At 73.0% G+C, this 14,514-nt stretch carries 16 protein-coding genes; 7 read left to right on the top strand and 9 right to left on the bottom strand.

The genetic code is table 11. The features are described 5' to 3' along the window. Positions 1-49 precede the first annotated feature (49 nt). The gene (gene serB / locus K7I03_RS25980) at positions 50-1,282 is read left to right on the top strand and encodes a phosphoserine phosphatase SerB (protein WP_185945800.1); all 1,233 of its coding nucleotides are present in this window, start codon (positions 50-52) and stop codon (positions 1,280-1,282) included. Positions 1,283-1,497: 215 nt separating this feature from the next. Here serB and K7I03_RS25975 read toward each other — a convergent pair whose 3' ends face one another. From K7I03_RS25975 to K7I03_RS25965, 4 genes are all read right to left on the bottom strand, one after another. Continuing rightward, positions 1,498-2,016, bottom strand: a complete 519-nt coding sequence (locus K7I03_RS25975; protein WP_185945801.1) for a SixA phosphatase family protein — start codon at positions 2,014-2,016, stop codon at positions 1,498-1,500. A 73-nt stretch (positions 2,017-2,089) separates the two neighbouring features. After that, complete coding sequence (locus tag K7I03_RS25970; protein WP_185945845.1) at positions 2,090-2,320, bottom strand: hypothetical protein; 231 nt, start codon at positions 2,318-2,320, stop codon at positions 2,090-2,092. 290 nt (positions 2,321-2,610) lie between these two features. After that, positions 2,611-2,727 (bottom strand): SGM_5486 family transporter-associated protein, encoded by a 117-nt coding sequence (locus K7I03_RS33910; protein ID WP_260630447.1) that lies wholly within the window; start codon positions 2,725-2,727, stop codon positions 2,611-2,613. Between the two features lie 229 nt (positions 2,728-2,956). Then, on the bottom strand, positions 2,957-4,375 hold the full coding sequence (locus tag K7I03_RS25965) for a CynX/NimT family MFS transporter (RefSeq protein ID WP_224347218.1): 1,419 nt from the start codon (positions 4,373-4,375) through the stop codon (positions 2,957-2,959). Between the two features lie 37 nt (positions 4,376-4,412). On the opposite strand from K7I03_RS25965, the gene K7I03_RS25960 reads away from it, so the two are divergent. Further along, positions 4,413-5,102, top strand: a complete 690-nt coding sequence (locus K7I03_RS25960; protein WP_185945802.1) for a FadR/GntR family transcriptional regulator — start codon at positions 4,413-4,415, stop codon at positions 5,100-5,102. Here K7I03_RS25960 and K7I03_RS25955 read toward each other — a convergent pair. The 3 genes from K7I03_RS25955 to fabG all read right to left on the bottom strand — a co-directional run bounded on the left by K7I03_RS25955 (position 5,087) and on the right by fabG (position 7,159). After that, the gene (locus K7I03_RS25955) at positions 5,087-5,425 is read right to left on the bottom strand and encodes a hypothetical protein (RefSeq protein WP_224347217.1); all 339 of its coding nucleotides are present in this window, start codon (positions 5,423-5,425) and stop codon (positions 5,087-5,089) included. The two genes, K7I03_RS25960 and K7I03_RS25955, sit on opposite strands and share 16 nt — an antisense overlap. A 253-nt stretch (positions 5,426-5,678) precedes the next feature. Then, the gene (gene fabI, locus K7I03_RS25950; RefSeq protein ID WP_185945803.1) at positions 5,679-6,449 is read right to left on the bottom strand and encodes an enoyl-ACP reductase FabI; all 771 of its coding nucleotides are present in this window, start codon (positions 6,447-6,449) and stop codon (positions 5,679-5,681) included. 5 nt (positions 6,450-6,454) lie between these two features. Then, a complete protein-coding gene (gene fabG, locus K7I03_RS25945; protein ID WP_185945804.1) occupies positions 6,455-7,159 on the bottom strand; it encodes a 3-oxoacyl-[acyl-carrier-protein] reductase in 705 nt (234 codons plus the stop codon). A 193-nt stretch (positions 7,160-7,352) separates the two neighbouring features. On the opposite strand from fabG, the gene K7I03_RS25940 reads away from it, so the two are divergent. The 3 genes from K7I03_RS25940 to tyrS all read left to right on the top strand — a co-directional run bounded on the left by K7I03_RS25940 (position 7,353) and on the right by tyrS (position 11,922). Then, a complete protein-coding gene (locus K7I03_RS25940) occupies positions 7,353-8,873 on the top strand; it encodes a TldD/PmbA family protein (protein WP_185945805.1) in 1,521 nt (506 codons plus the stop codon). A 58-nt stretch (positions 8,874-8,931) separates the two neighbouring features. Beyond that, positions 8,932-10,371, top strand: coding sequence for a metallopeptidase TldD-related protein (locus K7I03_RS25935; protein ID WP_185945806.1), 1,440 nt, complete (start codon positions 8,932-8,934; stop codon positions 10,369-10,371). Between the two features lie 135 nt (positions 10,372-10,506). Continuing rightward, a complete protein-coding gene (gene tyrS, locus K7I03_RS25930; protein ID WP_185945807.1) occupies positions 10,507-11,922 on the top strand; it encodes a tyrosine--tRNA ligase in 1,416 nt (471 codons plus the stop codon). Between the two features lie 93 nt (positions 11,923-12,015). Here the strand turns inward: tyrS and K7I03_RS25925 are convergent, their stop codons facing one another. Beyond that, positions 12,016-12,291, bottom strand: coding sequence for a GlsB/YeaQ/YmgE family stress response membrane protein (locus tag K7I03_RS25925; protein WP_185945808.1), 276 nt, complete (start codon positions 12,289-12,291; stop codon positions 12,016-12,018). A 237-nt stretch (positions 12,292-12,528) separates the two neighbouring features. Here K7I03_RS25925 and K7I03_RS25920 point away from each other — a divergent pair, with 237 nt between their 5' ends. Continuing rightward, positions 12,529-12,891: a DUF3099 domain-containing protein gene (locus K7I03_RS25920; RefSeq protein ID WP_185945809.1), complete on the top strand. Its 363-nt coding sequence runs from the start codon at positions 12,529-12,531 to the stop codon at positions 12,889-12,891. Positions 12,892-13,167: 276 nt separating this feature from the next. Next, positions 13,168-13,410: a hypothetical protein gene (locus tag K7I03_RS25915; protein ID WP_185945810.1), complete on the top strand. Its 243-nt coding sequence runs from the start codon at positions 13,168-13,170 to the stop codon at positions 13,408-13,410. Between the two features lie 18 nt (positions 13,411-13,428). Here K7I03_RS25915 and moaA read toward each other — a convergent pair whose 3' ends face one another. Continuing rightward, a complete protein-coding gene (gene moaA, locus K7I03_RS25910; protein WP_224347216.1) occupies positions 13,429-14,430 on the bottom strand; it encodes a GTP 3',8-cyclase MoaA in 1,002 nt (333 codons plus the stop codon). Positions 14,431-14,514: the final 84 nt, after the last annotated feature.

Genomic DNA, 14,514 nt, shown 5'->3' with positions numbered 1-14,514 from the left:
CGCCTCCCCCTGCGACCGCCTCACGGGCACCGGATACGGTAGAAGGACCATGAGCGCACCGTTGCCCCCGCCCGTCACCCCCGCCGCCGGTGACGACGTGCCCACCCTCCTCGTCAAGATCTTCGGGAAGGACCGGCCGGGCATCACCGCCGGCCTCTTCGACACGCTCGCCGCCTACGCGGTCGACGTCGTGGACATCGAACAGGTCGTCACCCGGGGCCGGATCACCCTCTGCGCGCTGGTCACCGCGCCCGCCGGAGGGGCCTCGGCCGAGGGCGGCCTGCGGTCGACGGTGCACAGCTGGGCCGAGTCCATGCACCTCCAGACGGAGATCATCTCCGGCCGGGGTGACAACAGGCCGCGTGGTACGGGCCGTTCCCATGTCACGGTGCTGGGGCACCCGCTCACCGCGGAGTCCACGGCCGCCATCGCGGCCCGCATCACGGGCACCGGCGGCAACATCGACCGTATCTTCCGCCTCGCCAAGTACCCCGTGACGGCCGTGGAGTTCGCGGTCTCCGGCGCCGGGACGGAGGCGCTGCGCACCGCGCTGGCGATAGAGGCCGCGAAGCTCGGGGTGGACGTCGCCGTCGTGGCCGCCGGGTTGCAGCGCCGGGCGCAGCGCCTGGTGGTGATGGACGTCGACTCGACGCTGATCCAGGACGAGGTCATCGAGCTGTTCGCGGCCCACGCGGGCTGTGAGGCCGAGGTGGCCGAGGTGACCGCCCGGGCGATGCGCGGCGAGCTGGACTTCGAACAGTCGTTGCACGCGCGGGTGGCGCTCCTGGAGGGGCTGCCCGAGTCGGTGGTGGACAAGGTCCGCGCGGAGGTGCGGCTGACGCCCGGCGCCCGGACCCTGATCCGCACCCTGAAGCGGCTGGGCTTCCAGGTGGGCGTGGTGTCCGGGGGGTTCACCCAGGTCACCGACGACCTGCGGGAGCGGCTGGGGCTGGACTTCGCCTCGGCCAACACCCTGGAGATCGTGGACGGCAGACTGACCGGCCGGGTCACCGGCGAGATCGTGGACCGGGCGGGCAAGGCGCGGCTGCTGCGCCGGTTCGCCGCCGAGGCCGGGGTGCCGCTCTCCCAGACGGTGGCGATCGGCGACGGCGCCAACGACCTCGACATGCTCAACGCGGCCGGCCTGGGCGTCGCGTTCAACGCCAAGCCGGTGGTCCGGGAGGCGGCGCACACGGCGGTGAACGTGCCATTCCTGGACACGGTGCTGTATCTGCTGGGCGTCACCCGTGAAGAGGTCGAGGCGGCCAACACGCACGAGTGACACCGGCGCGCGTGACGCCGGCGCGCCACCCGGTCCGGTCCCCGCCGGTCCGCTCCCCCGCCGCGCCGGTGCCCCGCCGATGCCCGCGCTCGCCGGCGTCCATGGACGCGCCGGCACGGGCCGTCGGTCACCGCGCCGCCGGGCCGTGGGATCACTGGATCACCAGCCACGGCACCGGCTCGGCCCGCGCCGTCCGGGCTCCGCCCGGCCGCTCGTCAGGCGTGCGGCGCCCAGAAGGCGACCAGTCGGCCGACCCCGTGTTCGACGCTCTTCCACGAACCGGTGAAGCTGATCACCGCGATGGCCGAAGTGGGGTACCCCGAGCGGTTCAGCCGGGCCAGCAGGTCCCCGTCGGCCTCGCCCGACAAGGCGTCCGCCAGGGCGTGCATACCCGGGTTGTGCCCCACGACGACGAGGTCGCCCACCTCGTCGGACACCTCGTTGAGCAGGGCGATCAGCTCACCGAGCGATGCCTCGTAGAGCCGCTCCTCGTACACCGTCCGGGGGCGCTGGGGCAGCTCGGAGACGGCGAGCTTCCAGGTCTCGCGGGTGCGGGCCGCTGTCGAGCACAGGGTCAGATCGGGGACGACACCCGAGCCGGCGAGCCAGCGGCCCGCGACGGGAGCGTCCTTGCGCCCGCGGTCGGCGAGCGGTCGCTCGTGGTCGTCGACGTCGGACCATTCGGCCTTGGCGTGGCGGAAGAGGACGATCCTGCGGGTCATGTCGGCGCTCATGCCGTCCAGCTTCGCATGAAACCAGCCGTGAGGCGCGGGGTGTTGGGAGGCTTGCCCTCCTCGGGGTAACGCTTCACGATATCCAGCCGTCCAGGGTGTGCCGGACGACGCGGACGACCTGCGCGACGGGGCTCTGGGACGCCGTTCCGTCGCCCTCCGCCGCCGGGGCCGCGGACGCCTCCGGAACGGGGAGGGCCGGCAGGGCGAAGAGGACGACGAAGGCCAGGGCGGGCAGGACCGCGGCCCACCACGGCAGGCGGGTCTGCGCGGTGCCTCGGGTGCGGGTGTGCCTGCCGGCGGGCATGGTCTCCTCCGTGGATGCCTCGGTGCACCGCCGCTTCGCGGTGCACTTCGAATCTACGGAGCGGGACCCCTGAGTTCCCATCCGGGAAGCCACCCACTCTTCCCTGAGGCAGACCCCCTAGGGGACGGGGGTTAACCCCACCCCCGGGGTCGGGCGGAGGAGAGGGGGAGGCGCGTCGGCCGGCCGGGGCCGGCCGACGGTCGGGCGTCGATCAGACGATGGTCAGCCGGTGTCGGTCAGCGATCAGTCGGTGATCGGTCAGCGATCAGCGATCAGCGATCAGCGAGTGATCAGCCCGCGGCCATCGTCGCGATGATGCCGATGACGACGGTGATGCCGAGCATCACGCCGAGGATGGCCAGAAGCGTCTTCTGGCCGTTCTGGGGGTTGGGTTCGAGGACGGGCATGGCACCAGTGTCGCAGCCGCCATCCCCGGCCGGGCACCGGGGTCGGGCGTGGCGCGCCACCGCCGGGCGGCGGGCCGGCCGGCGTCGGATCGGCAGGCCGAATCAGCGGCCCCCGGACCAGCGGACGCAGCCCAGCAGACCCGGACCAGCGGACGCGGACCAGCGGACGCGGACCAGCGGGCCCGGATCGGCAGACGCGGATCGGCAGACGCGGACCAGCAGGCCCGAATCAGCGGAGCCGGAACTCGTCCTCGACGCTCCGGTTGCGGCCGGCCAGCACCCCCGCGACGGCCTGCGGGACCATCAGCGCGGCCAGCAGGGCGATCGGCAGTCCCCAGCCGCCGGTCTGCTGGTAGAGCCGGCCCACCAGCAGCGGCCCGGGAATGGAGATCAGGTATCCGACGCTCTGGGCGAAGGCGGACAGCCGGACGACACCGGCGCCGGTCCGCGCGCGCATCCCGATCATCGTCAGGGCCAGGGGGAAGGAGCTGTTGGCGATGCCGAGCAGCACCGCCCAGGCCCAGGAGCCGCCCACCGGGGCGAGCCACAGCCCGGTGTACCCCGCCAGACCGCAGGCGACCAGCGCCACGACCAGGGGGCCCTGGTTCCGCATCCGGGCCGCGAGGCGCGGCAGCAGGAAGGAGAACGGGACGCCCATCAGCATCGTCACCGCCGCCAGCAGTCCGGCGGTCGAGGCCGAGACGCCCGCGTCGCGGAAGATCTGGGGCATCCAGCCCATGGTGATGTACGCGCCGGTGGCCTGGAGGCCGAAGAAGACCGCCAGGGCCCAGGCGGTGGGGCTGCTGGTGATGCGCGGGGCGCGCGCTTCGGTGGCTTCGGCGCTCCGAGGGGCATGCGCGCCGTGCGGGGTGGTGTTCGGAGCGGCGCTCGGGGCGGTCGTTCCGGCGCGCTCCGCGCCCTCCGGCGCGGGTTCGGTGGCCGGCGCCTCCTTCGCGGCGCGTCTCGGCCGTTCGCCCGGCCGGCGGGCGATGACCGCCCAGGGCAGCGCGGCGGCGACGGCGAGCAGCGCCCACACGGCGAGGCCCGGCCGCCAGCCGCCGCCCATCGCGTCCGCCAGGGGCACGGTACTGGCCACGGTGACGGCCGCCCCGCCGGTGAGGGCCATCGAGTACAGGCCGGTCATCGGACCGACGCGGTCCGGGAACCAGCGCTTGACGACGACCGGCATCAGCACGTTCCCCACCGCGATACCGGCCAGCGCCAAGGCGCTGAGCAGCAGGAATCCCCCGACGCCGGCCACGAACGGGCGGAGCGCCAGTCCGGTGGCGATGGCCGCGAGGCCGGCGCAGACGACGGCCGCCGGGCCCCAGCGGCGGGCCAGCCGGGGGGCGGCGGGGCCGAGGACAGCGAAGCAGAGGGAGGGGATGGAGGTGAGCAGTCCGGCGACGGTGCCGTTCATGGCAAGCCCGTCCCGCACCTCCTCCATGAGGGAGCCGAGGCTGGTGACGGCCGGCCGGAGGTTGAGGGCCGCCAGCACCAGGCCGAGGGCGAGGAACCGCCGCGGCCAGGGCGAGCCGGCCGGCCGCGCGGTCCCTGTCACGATGCGGTGGGCCGTCCCGTCGGAGTAGGGGGTCCCGTCGGAGGCCGTGGCCGTCGTGGGCTCCTTGCCCGCTGCTGCGCCTGTCATACAGCCAATCATAGAATCATGGGATGAATGGAGTGCCATGCCGCTGACCTCGCCCCACAAGGCTCCCCTGGTCGATCAGGTCATCACACAACTGCGGACCCAGATCACTTCCGGTGAGTGGCCGGTCGGCTCCCGCATCCCCACCGAGCCGGAGCTCGTCGAACGGCTCGGGGTCGCCCGCAACACCGTCCGGGAAGCCGTGCGCGCCCTCGCGCACAACGGGCTGCTCGCGATCCGGCAGGGCTCCGGCACGTACGTCGTCGCCACCAGCGAACTCGCCGCGGTGATGAGCCGGCGCTTCGCCCGGGCCGATCCACGGCACGTCGCCGAGCTGCGCAGCGCCCTGGAGACCAAGGCCGCCGCGCTGGCCGCGACGCGGCGGACCGACGCGGACCTGAGCCAGCTGGAGCTTCTGCTGGAGCGGCGGGCGGAGGCGTGGCGGTCGGGGGACCTGGAGGAGTTCGTCGAGGCCGACGCCACGTTCCACACCGCCGTCGTCGCCGCCGCGCACAACGAGGTGCTGGCCGCGCTCTACGCCGATCTCGGCTTCGTCGTACGGGAGTTCCTGCGCGCGGACGTCGGTGCCGAGCCCCGGCCCCGGGCACTGACCGATCACGGGAGGCTGGTCGAGGCGATCCGGGCCGGGGACGCGGGGGCCGCGGCGGCGGAGGCGAGTGAGCATCCGTACATGTCGCGGGGCGATCATGGCGGTCAGCCCGGGGTGTGACTCACCCATGCCTCGCGTATGCGCAGCCAGCAGCGCTGCGAGAGGGTGACGTGACGGGTGGGGTCGACGGTCGCGGGGGCCGTGTCCATGGCCGGGTCCCACCAGTGGGCGCAGCGGAGGTGCAGTTGGACGCGGTCGGAGGTGGCGTTGCCGTTGTAGCAGTCCGCTGTGGCGTGGGAGTTGCGGATGCGGGTGTGGCACTCGGCTTGCGGTGGGCGCGGGGCGGCGGCGGCAGGGGCGGCGGCCGCCGGGGCGGCCAGGGTCGTCGCTACCAGGAGTAGGGCTGCGGCTTTTGCCGCGGTGCGTGTCGCTGTGCGTATCACTGCCGTACCTCCTCTCCCACGCGGTGGTGCGGTTATCTCAGTGTGGGGGTGCACGGCTTGGTTCTCGACTCGGGGCTGCGGCCCCGGGGGGTGCCCCAGCCCCGCCCTTTCACCGTTTCTGCAGGGGCTCCGTCCCCGCACCCCCGCAGCACGCTGCGCGCGCTGTCCTCAAACGCCGGACGGGCTGGCAAAGGGCCGCGGTCCGGTTTCCCGGACCGCGGCCCTCGGCACGCCTGCAGCTACGCCCGAAGCGTCAGGCACCCATCATGTGCACGCCACCATCCACGTGCACGATCTCGCCCGTCGTGCGCGGGAAGAAGTCCGACAGCATGCCGACGACGCCGCGGCCGGCCGGCTCCGGGTCGGCCAGGTCCCAGCCGATGGGGGCGCGGTGGTTCCAGACGTCCGCGAGCTCTTCGAAGCCCGGGATGGACTTGGCGGCCATGGACTTGATCGGGCCGGCCGAGACCAGGTTGCAGCGGATGCCCTTGGGGCCCAGGTCACGGGCGAGGTAGCGGTTGGTGCCCTCCAGGGCGGCCTTGGCCACGCCCATCCAGTCGTACTTCGGCCAGGCGATCTGCGCGTCGAAGGTGAGGCCGACGATGGAGGAGCCCTCGCGCATCAGCGGCAGCAGGGCCATGGCCAGCGACTTGTAGGAGTACGCCGAGACCTGGACGGCCGTGGAGACGTCCTCCCAGCTGGCCTCGAGGAAGTTGAAGGCGCCCTGGGGGCCGAAGGCGATCGAGTGCACGATGCCGTCGAGGGGCACGTCGTCGCCGATGTGCTCGCGCACCTTGGCGGCCAGGCCGTCCAGGTGCTCCTGGTTGCTGACGTCCAGCTCGATCACCGGCGCCGGCTTCGGGAGCCGCTTGGCGATGCGCTCGACCAGGGAGAGCCGGCCGAAGCCGGTCAGGACGACCTCGGCGCCCTCGTTCTGGGCCACCTTCGCGGCCTGGAAGGCGATCGACTGCTCGGTGAGGACACCCGTGACCAGGATGCGCTTGCCTGCGAGGATTCCACTCATGGCGTTCAGTGACCCATGCCCAATCCGCCGTCGACAGGAATGACGGCTCCGGTGATGTATGCGGCCTCTTCGGAGGCGAGGAAGCGGACCGAGGCGGCGATCTCCTCGGGCTGCGCGTAGCGGCCCAGCGGAACGTTGGCCACGATCCCCGCGCGCTGCTCGTCGCTGAGCACGCGCGTCATGTCGGTGTCCACGAAACCGGGGGCGACGACGTTAACGGTGATGTTCCGGGAGCCCAGCTCACGGGCGACGGAGCGGGCGAAGCCGATGAGGCCGGCCTTGGAGGCCGCGTAGTTCGCCTGCCCGGCCGAACCGAGCAGGCCCACCACGGAGGAGATCAGCACCACGCGGCCCTTGCGGGCGCGGAGCATGGGCCGGGAGGCGCGCTTGACGACGCGGAACGTCCCGGTGAGGTTGGTCTCCACGACCGAGGAGAAGTCCTCCTCGGACATGCGGAGCAGCAGCTGGTCGCGGGTGACGCCGGCGTTGGCCACCAGCACCTCGACCGCGCCCTGCTTCTCCTCGATCTCCTTGAACGCCTGCTCGACCTGCTCCGGGTCCGTGATGTCGCACTTGACAGCGAGGAAGTCGGCCGGGGGTTCGCCCGAGCGGTAGGTGACGGCGACCTTGTCGCCCGCGTCGGCGAACGCGCGCGCGATGGCGAGGCCGATGCCCCGGTTTCCTCCGGTGACGAGAACCGAGCGGCTCAAAGGATCACCCTTCCGTTGACGAATCCGTACAGGGACGGAGCTGGACTACACGAACGTATCGGTAGAGGTCGCCGGGGCGACAATCGGGCACTGACAGGCGGCGTGGCCGGTCCCTGTTGGATCTCTACAGAATCTCCTGCGGCAGGCGGCCCGGGGATGGGCATGATGCACGGCGACGACCCCGGGAGGTTCCGTGCCGCACGCCATCGACGCGTCATTCCTCGCACTGCCCCTGCGCCCGCTCGCCGACGCCGCCCTCGCCCGCGCCCGCGCGCTGGGCGCCGATCACGCCGACTTCCGCCTGGAACGGGTGCGCAACGCCTCCTGGCGGCTGCGGGACGCCCGGCTCGCGGGGTCCGCGGACATCACGGACCTGGGGTACGCGGTGCGCGTGGTGCACGGCGGCGCCTGGGGTTTCGCCGCCGGGACGGAGCTGACGATGGACGCCGCCGCCCGGGTGGCCGGCCAGGCCGTGGCCATGGCCCGGCTGGCGGGGAAGGTGACGGCCGCGGCCGGCTCGGGCGACCGCGTGGAGCTGGCGGACGAGCCGGTGCACGCCGACCGGACCTGGGTGTCGCCGTACGAGCGGGACCCGTTCGGCGTACCGCCCGCCGAGCGGACCGCCCTGCTGGCCGACTTCAGCGCGCGGCTGCTGGCCGCCGACGGGGTGGCGCACGCCGACGCGTCGCTGGTGGCCATCCACGAGAACAAGTTCTACGCGGACACGGCGGGCACGGTCACCACCCAGCAGCGCGTCCGGGTGCACCCGCAGTTCACGGCGGTGGCCGTGGACCCGGCGGGCGGCGTGGAGTCGATGCGCACCCTGGCCCCGCCGACGGCCCGCGGCTGGGAGTACCTGACGGGCACCGGCTGGGACTGGGACGCGGAGCTGGCCGAGCTGCCGGAGCTGCTGGCGGCGAAGGTGCGCGCGCCGAGCGTGCGGCCGGGCGCGTACGACCTGGTCATCGACCCGTCGAACCTGTGGCTGACCATCCACGAGTCCATCGGGCACGCCACCGAGCTGGACCGCGCGCTCGGTTACGAGGCGGCGTACGCGGGCACCTCGTTCGCTACCCCGGACCGGCTCGGGAAGCTCGTCTACGGCTCGCCGCTGATGAACGTCACCGGCGACCGGACGGCCGAGCACGGGCTGGCGAGCGTCGGCTACGACGACGAGGGGGTGGCCGCCCAGGAATGGGACATCGTCAGGGACGGGATCCTGGTCGGCTGGCAGCTCGACCGCCGGATCGCCCGGCTGCACGGCCTCGGCCGGTCCAACGGCTGCTCGTACGCGGACTCGCCCTCGCACATGCCGGTGCAGCGGATGGCCAACGTCTCGCTGCGGCCCGCGCCGGACGGCCCGTCGACCGAGGAGCTGATCGCGGGCGTGGACCGGGGGATCTACGTCGTCGGCAACCGGTCCTGGTCGATCGATCAGCAGCGGTACAACTTCCAGTTCACCGGCCAGCGCTTCTTCCGGATCGAGCGCGGGCGGCTCGCGGGCCAGCTGCGGGACGTGGCGTACCAGGCGACCACCACGGACTTCTGGGGCTCGATGACCGCGGTGGGCGGCCCGGAGACGTACGTCCTGGGCGGGGCGTTCAACTGCGGCAAGGCGCAGCCGGGGCAGATCGCGGCGGTGTCGCACGGCTGTCCGTCGGCGCTGTTCCGCGGGGTGAACGTGCTCAATACGGTGCGGGAGGCGGGCCGTTGAGGCGCGGCGGGGAATCGTACGGAACCGGAACCGGGACGGCGACGAGGGGAGCCCACACGTGACAGCACGTCGGAACAGGCCGCAGGAGATCGTGGAGCGGGCCCTCGCGCTGTCCCGCGCGGACGGTTGCGTGGTGGTCGTCGCGGAGCGCTCGTCGGCCGATCTGCGCTGGGCGCGCAACGCGCTGACCACCAATGGCACCGCGCGCGGGCGCGCCGTGACCGTGATCGCGACGGTGGGCGGCGGGCAGGGGACGGCGGCCGGGGTGGTGTCGGGCTCGGCGGTGACGGCCGACGACGTGGAGCCGCTGGTGCGGGCCGCCGAGGAGGCCGCGCGCGGGGCGGGGCCCGCCGACGACGCGCGGCCGCTGGTGGCGGACGTCCCGCACTCTCCCACGTTCGCGGAGCCGCCGGCCGAGACGTCCATCGCCGTCTTCGACGCGTTCGCCCCGGCGCTCGGCGAGTCCTTCGCCCGGGCCCGGGCCGAGGGCCGCGAGCTGTACGGCTACGCCCGGCACCAGACGGTCACCTCCTACCTGGGCAGCTCGACCGGGCTGCGGCTGCGGCACGACCAGCCCATGGGCCGGGTGGAGCTGAACGCGAAGGACGTGCGGGGCCCGGGGTCGGCGTGGCTGTCGCGGGCCACGGAGGGGTTCGCCGACGTCGATCCGCGCGCGCTGGACGGGGAGCTGGCGCGGCGGCTGGCCTGGGCGGCCCGGGGCCGGAGCGAGCTGCCCGCCGGGCGGTATCCGACGCTGCTGCCGCCGGCGGCCGTGGCGGACCTGGTCTGCTACCAGCAGTTGCGGGCGGACGCGCGGGACGCGGCGGAGGGGCGGACGGTGTTCGCGCGGCCGGGCGGCGGTGGCGGGCCGAGTGACAGCGGGTCGGGCGGCCGGACGCGGGTGGGCGAGAAGCTGTCCGGCCTGCCGCTGAGCCTGCGCAGTGATCCGTACGCACCCGGCCTGGAGTGCGCTCCGTTCGTGCTGACGGACGGCTCGGACACCCGGTTGTCGGTCTTCGACAGCGGGCTGCCGCTGGCGGCGACGGACTGGATCCGCGACGGGGTGCTGGAGCGGCTGACCGCCGGCCGGCACGCGGCCGCGCTGACGGGCCTGCCCGTCGCGCCGTACACGGACAACCTGATCCTGGAGGCGGGCGGCACCCGGTCGCTGGACGAGATGGTCGCCGCGAGCGGGCACGACGGTCCCGAGCTGCTGCTCACCTCGCTCTGGTACATCCGCGAGGTGGACCCGGCGACGCTGCTGGTCACCGGGCTGACCCGGGACGGCGTCCTGCTGGTGCGGGACGGCGAGGTCGTCGGCGAGGTGAACAACTTCCGGTTCAACGAGTCGCCGGTGGACCTGCTGTCCCGGGCGGTGGAGGCGGGCCGCACCGAGCGCACGGTGCCGCGCGACCTGGCGAAGGTCTGCCCGCGCGCGGCGATGCCGGCGCTGCGGGTGCCCGACTTCCACATGAGCTCGGTGAGCAAGGGGGTGTGAGCCCCGGCGTCGGGGGCGGTACGGGCGGGGGCGCCGCGCGCACGGCCGAATAGACTGGCGCACGACCGACCTGTTCCGCCCCCCGCGCCCCCTCGGGCGCCGGGGCCACCGTCCGCTACAGATCTCAGGAACGCCATGACACGCCTCGGCGAATCCGTCGCCCGCGCCAGTGAGCTCCTCGCACAGGACCTCTCCCTCGACTCGACCGTGGAGCAGCTGCTCACCGAGACCAAGGCGCGGCGTTATCTGGACCTGTCGGACCTCTCGGCGCGGGAGCAGGCGGAGCTGATCGCCGGCCGCGCGGTGGAGGTGCTGCCCGGTGCGGACAAGCTGGCCGAGCGGATCGACGAGCGCCGGGCCGCCGGCAAGGGCCTGCACATCAAGCTGGGCATCGACCCGACGGCGGCCGACGTGCACCTCGGCCACACCGTGCCGATGATCGTCCTCAACCGCTTCCAGCGGATGGGCCACGACGTGACGCTGCTGATCGGCGACTTCACCGCGAAGATCGGCGACCCGACGGGCCGGACGGCCGAGCGCCCGCCGCTCACCGACGAGGACATCGAGAAGAACCTCGCGGGCTACCGCGAGCAGGTGCGGCCCTTCTTCGACTTCGAGAAGGTCAGCTTCCGGCAGAACAGCGAGTGGCTGGCGCCGTTCACCTTCCCCGAGCTGCTGGGCCTGCTCAACCAGGTGCCGGTCTCGCAGCTGCTGCAGCGCGAGGACTTCCGCAACCGCCTCGCCGCGGGTTCGGGTCTGACCATGTCGGAGCTGATGTACCCGATCGCGCAGGGCCTGGACTCGGTGGCGCTGGACTGCGACGTCGAGCTCGGCGGCGCCGACCAGCTGCTCAACCTGCAGATGGGCCGCAAGCTGATGGAGCTGCGCGGGCAGCGTCCGCAGCTCGTGGTGACCATGCCGCTGATCGAGGGCACCGACGGCACCGGCGCGAAGATGTCCAAGTCCAAGGGCAACTACGTGGGTCTGACCGCGACCGCCGACGACGTCTTCGGCAAGATCATGTCGGTGCCGGACCGGCTGATGGAGCCGTACCTGAAGGCGTGGACCGAGTGGACGGACGCGGAGATCGCGCTCGCGCTCGGCCGGGTCGGGGAGCGTTCGCTGCACCCGATGGACCTGAAGAAGGTCCTCGCGGGTGAGGTCGTGGCCGCGCTCTACGGGGTCGAGGCCGCGATGGCCGCCCGGGCCGGGTTCGTCGCCCAGTTCTCGAAGAAGACCTTCACCGACGTCGGCGACCTGCCGGTGGTCGAGGTGGCCGAGCACGGCGCCGAGCCGGTCACGGCCGTCCTCAGCAAGGTGCTGGGCTTCCAGCCGAGCGCCTCGGCCGCGCGCCGGGTCGCCAAGCAGAACGGCCTGCGGCTGGTCGTGGAGACCGACGGCGGGCAGCAGGCGATCGTGCTGGCCGAGGCGGACGCGATCCGTCCGCTGGCCGAGGTGGTGCCCGAGCTGCTGTCGGGCGCCGGTCTTTCGGCGGCGGGCGCCGTCTACCTCAAGACGGGCCGGCGGATCGCGGAGCTCCGCGGGCTGTAGCCGCCGATTGGCCAGTCATCCCTCGCGCGTGCGGGCGGGCCGGTTCTCCGGTCCGCCCGTCCGCGTTCCCGGGGGCGGCGGCGTGCCGCCGGGCTAGGCCCGCGCTCCCCGGCCCCGGGTCCCGACCCAGAGCCGGTCTCCGATGGCGACGACGATGACGGCGCCGGCCAGCTGGAGCAGGTGCCGGATCCAGTCGATGCCGCTGGTGTGCCGGACCCCCAGCGCGCTGGCGGCCCAGTTGCCCAGGAGGGCGCCGACCATGCCGCAGATGATCGTCAGCCAGATGGGGATCGCTTGCTTGCCCGGCAGGATCGCCTTGGCGATCAGGCCCAGAACCAGACCGACGATGATGGCCCACAACCAGTTCATGCCGCCTCCTCGTGCGACGCTGCGGAGCGTGCTCACGCCAGTGTCGGCCCGCCACCCGTCCGGCGCACGTCGAACCCTTCCGCACGCCGTCCCGTGCACGTCGAGCGCCGTCCCGGCGGCGAAAACGGAGGTGCCCCGGCCTCGTCGCGGCGGGGGCCGCGGCGTAACGTTGAGTACACACCGGTGCGAGGAACGGACCGAACCGGAGGCAGTGAGGCGAATCGGGTGGTGGATGTGATGCGGAAGCGCGGCCAGACGGAGACCTTCCGGATCACCGGGGCCCGCCAGGGACTGGCCGAGGATGTACGCGGCCGGCAGCGCCGCTATGTGATCTCGATGGGGATCCGCACGATTTCCGTGATCCTCACCGTGGTGCTCTGGAACGTGGAGCGTTACGTGGCGATCGGCACGCTGGTGCTCGGCGCGCTGCTGCCGTACGTCGCGGTCGTCATCGCCAACGCGGGCCGGGAGAACGCCCCTTCGCTGCCCGGGACGTTCATCCCCGCGCCCACGCGGCCCGCTCTGCCGCACGGCCCCGGTGGAGCCGACGAGTCCGCTGATGGGAGCGGCCGTGTGGGTCAACAGGGCGGCCAGGGCTGAGGCTTGGCGTATGTGCCCGATAAGGGCAAGCTCAGGAAAAGCTCAAATCAATCATGTCTTTCGGTGCCCTTCAGGGGGCTCTCCGTGACATACTTCGTAGGCGCTCCGCATCCCCCGTCGGAGCGAATGATCGACGCCGGGCGGCTTCCCCCGTGGCTGCCCGGCGTCGTCGTGTCCGCATGTCGGTTCCGCATGTCGGCTCCGCGTGTCAGCTCCGCGTGTCGGCGGAACGAGGCGTCGGGGGACCCGGGTGACGCGGTTACGTAGAGTTGACGTGTGAACTTCCCCGAGACCGCCCCGAACTCCCCCGAGACCGCCCCGATCTGCTCCGCCAAGGGCTGCCGCGCCCCCGCCGTGTGGGTGCTGGCGTGGAACAACCCCAAGCTGCACACCCCCGAACGCCGCAAGACCTGGCTGGCCTGCGACGAGCACCGCGAGCACCTGTCGGACTTCCTGGGGCTGCGCGGTTTCCTCAAGGACGTGGTGCGGTTCGAGGAGTGGGAGGCGCGGGAGGGCTGACCCCCGGCCCGGAGGGTCTCAGCCGCCGATCGCGGACATCGGGCGGCGCGGCTGGAGGAATGCCGGGTCGTCGAGGCCCGAGCCCGCCTTCTTGCCGCGCATCGCCCGCCGCCACAGGTCGGCGATCTCCTCGTCGCCGGCCCCCGCGCGCAGGGCGCCCCGCAGGTCCGTCTCCTCGGTGGCGAACAGGCAGGTGCGCACCTGTCCGTCGGCGGTGAGCCGGGTGCGGTCGCAGGCCGCGCAGAACGGGCGGGTGACGGAGCCGATGACGCCGACCCGGGCCGGGCCGCCGTCGACCAGCCAGCGCTCGGCGGGCGCGGAGCCGCGCTCGGGGCCGGGCTCGGGGGTGAGGGCGAAGCGGGTGCGCAGGCTCGTCAGGATGTCCCCTGCGGTGATCATCCGTTCGCGGCGCCAGCCGTGCTGGGCGTCCAGCGGCATCTGCTCGATGAAGCGCAGTTCGTAGCCGTTCTCGACGGCCCAGGCGAGCAGGTCGGGCGCCTCGTCCTCGTTGAGCCCGGGCATCAGCACGGTGTTGACCTTGACGGGTTCGAGGCCGGCGGCGCGGGCCGCGGCGAGGCCGTCGAGGACGTCCTGGTGGCGCCGGCGCCGGGTGAGCGCGGCGAAGACGTCGGGGCGCAGGGTGTCGAGGGAGATGTTCACCCGGTCCAGGCCGGCGGCCTTGAGGGCGTCGGCGGTACGGGCGAGGCCGATGCCGTTGGTGGTGAGCGACAGCCGGGGTCGGATCCCGCCGTCGGCGCGGAGGGCGGCGCACCGCCCGACGATGTCCACCAGGCCGGGCCGGAGCAGCGGTTCGCCGCCGGTGAAGCGGACCTCGGTGACGCCGAGCAGGGTGACGGCGATCCGCACCAGGCGGACGGTCTCGTCGTCGGTGAGCAGCTCGGGCTTGGCGAGCCAGCTCAGGCCCTCCTCGGGCATGCAGTAGGTGCAGCGCAGGTTGCACCGGTCGGTCAGCGAGACCCGTAGATCGGTGGCGACGCGGCCGTAGGTGTCGACGAGCACGGCGCTGCCCCTCCCGCTGATGGCCGATGATGCACGCTGATCGCAGCGTACGCGATGCCCCCTGAGCACCGACAGTTCACGGGA

The organism is Streptomyces mobaraensis, from assembly GCF_020099395.1.
Lineage (GTDB): Bacteria > Actinomycetota > Actinomycetes > Streptomycetales > Streptomycetaceae > Streptomyces.
The sequence above is the reverse complement of the archived record's forward strand: the minus strand, read 5'-3'. Positions and strand labels throughout refer to the sequence as shown.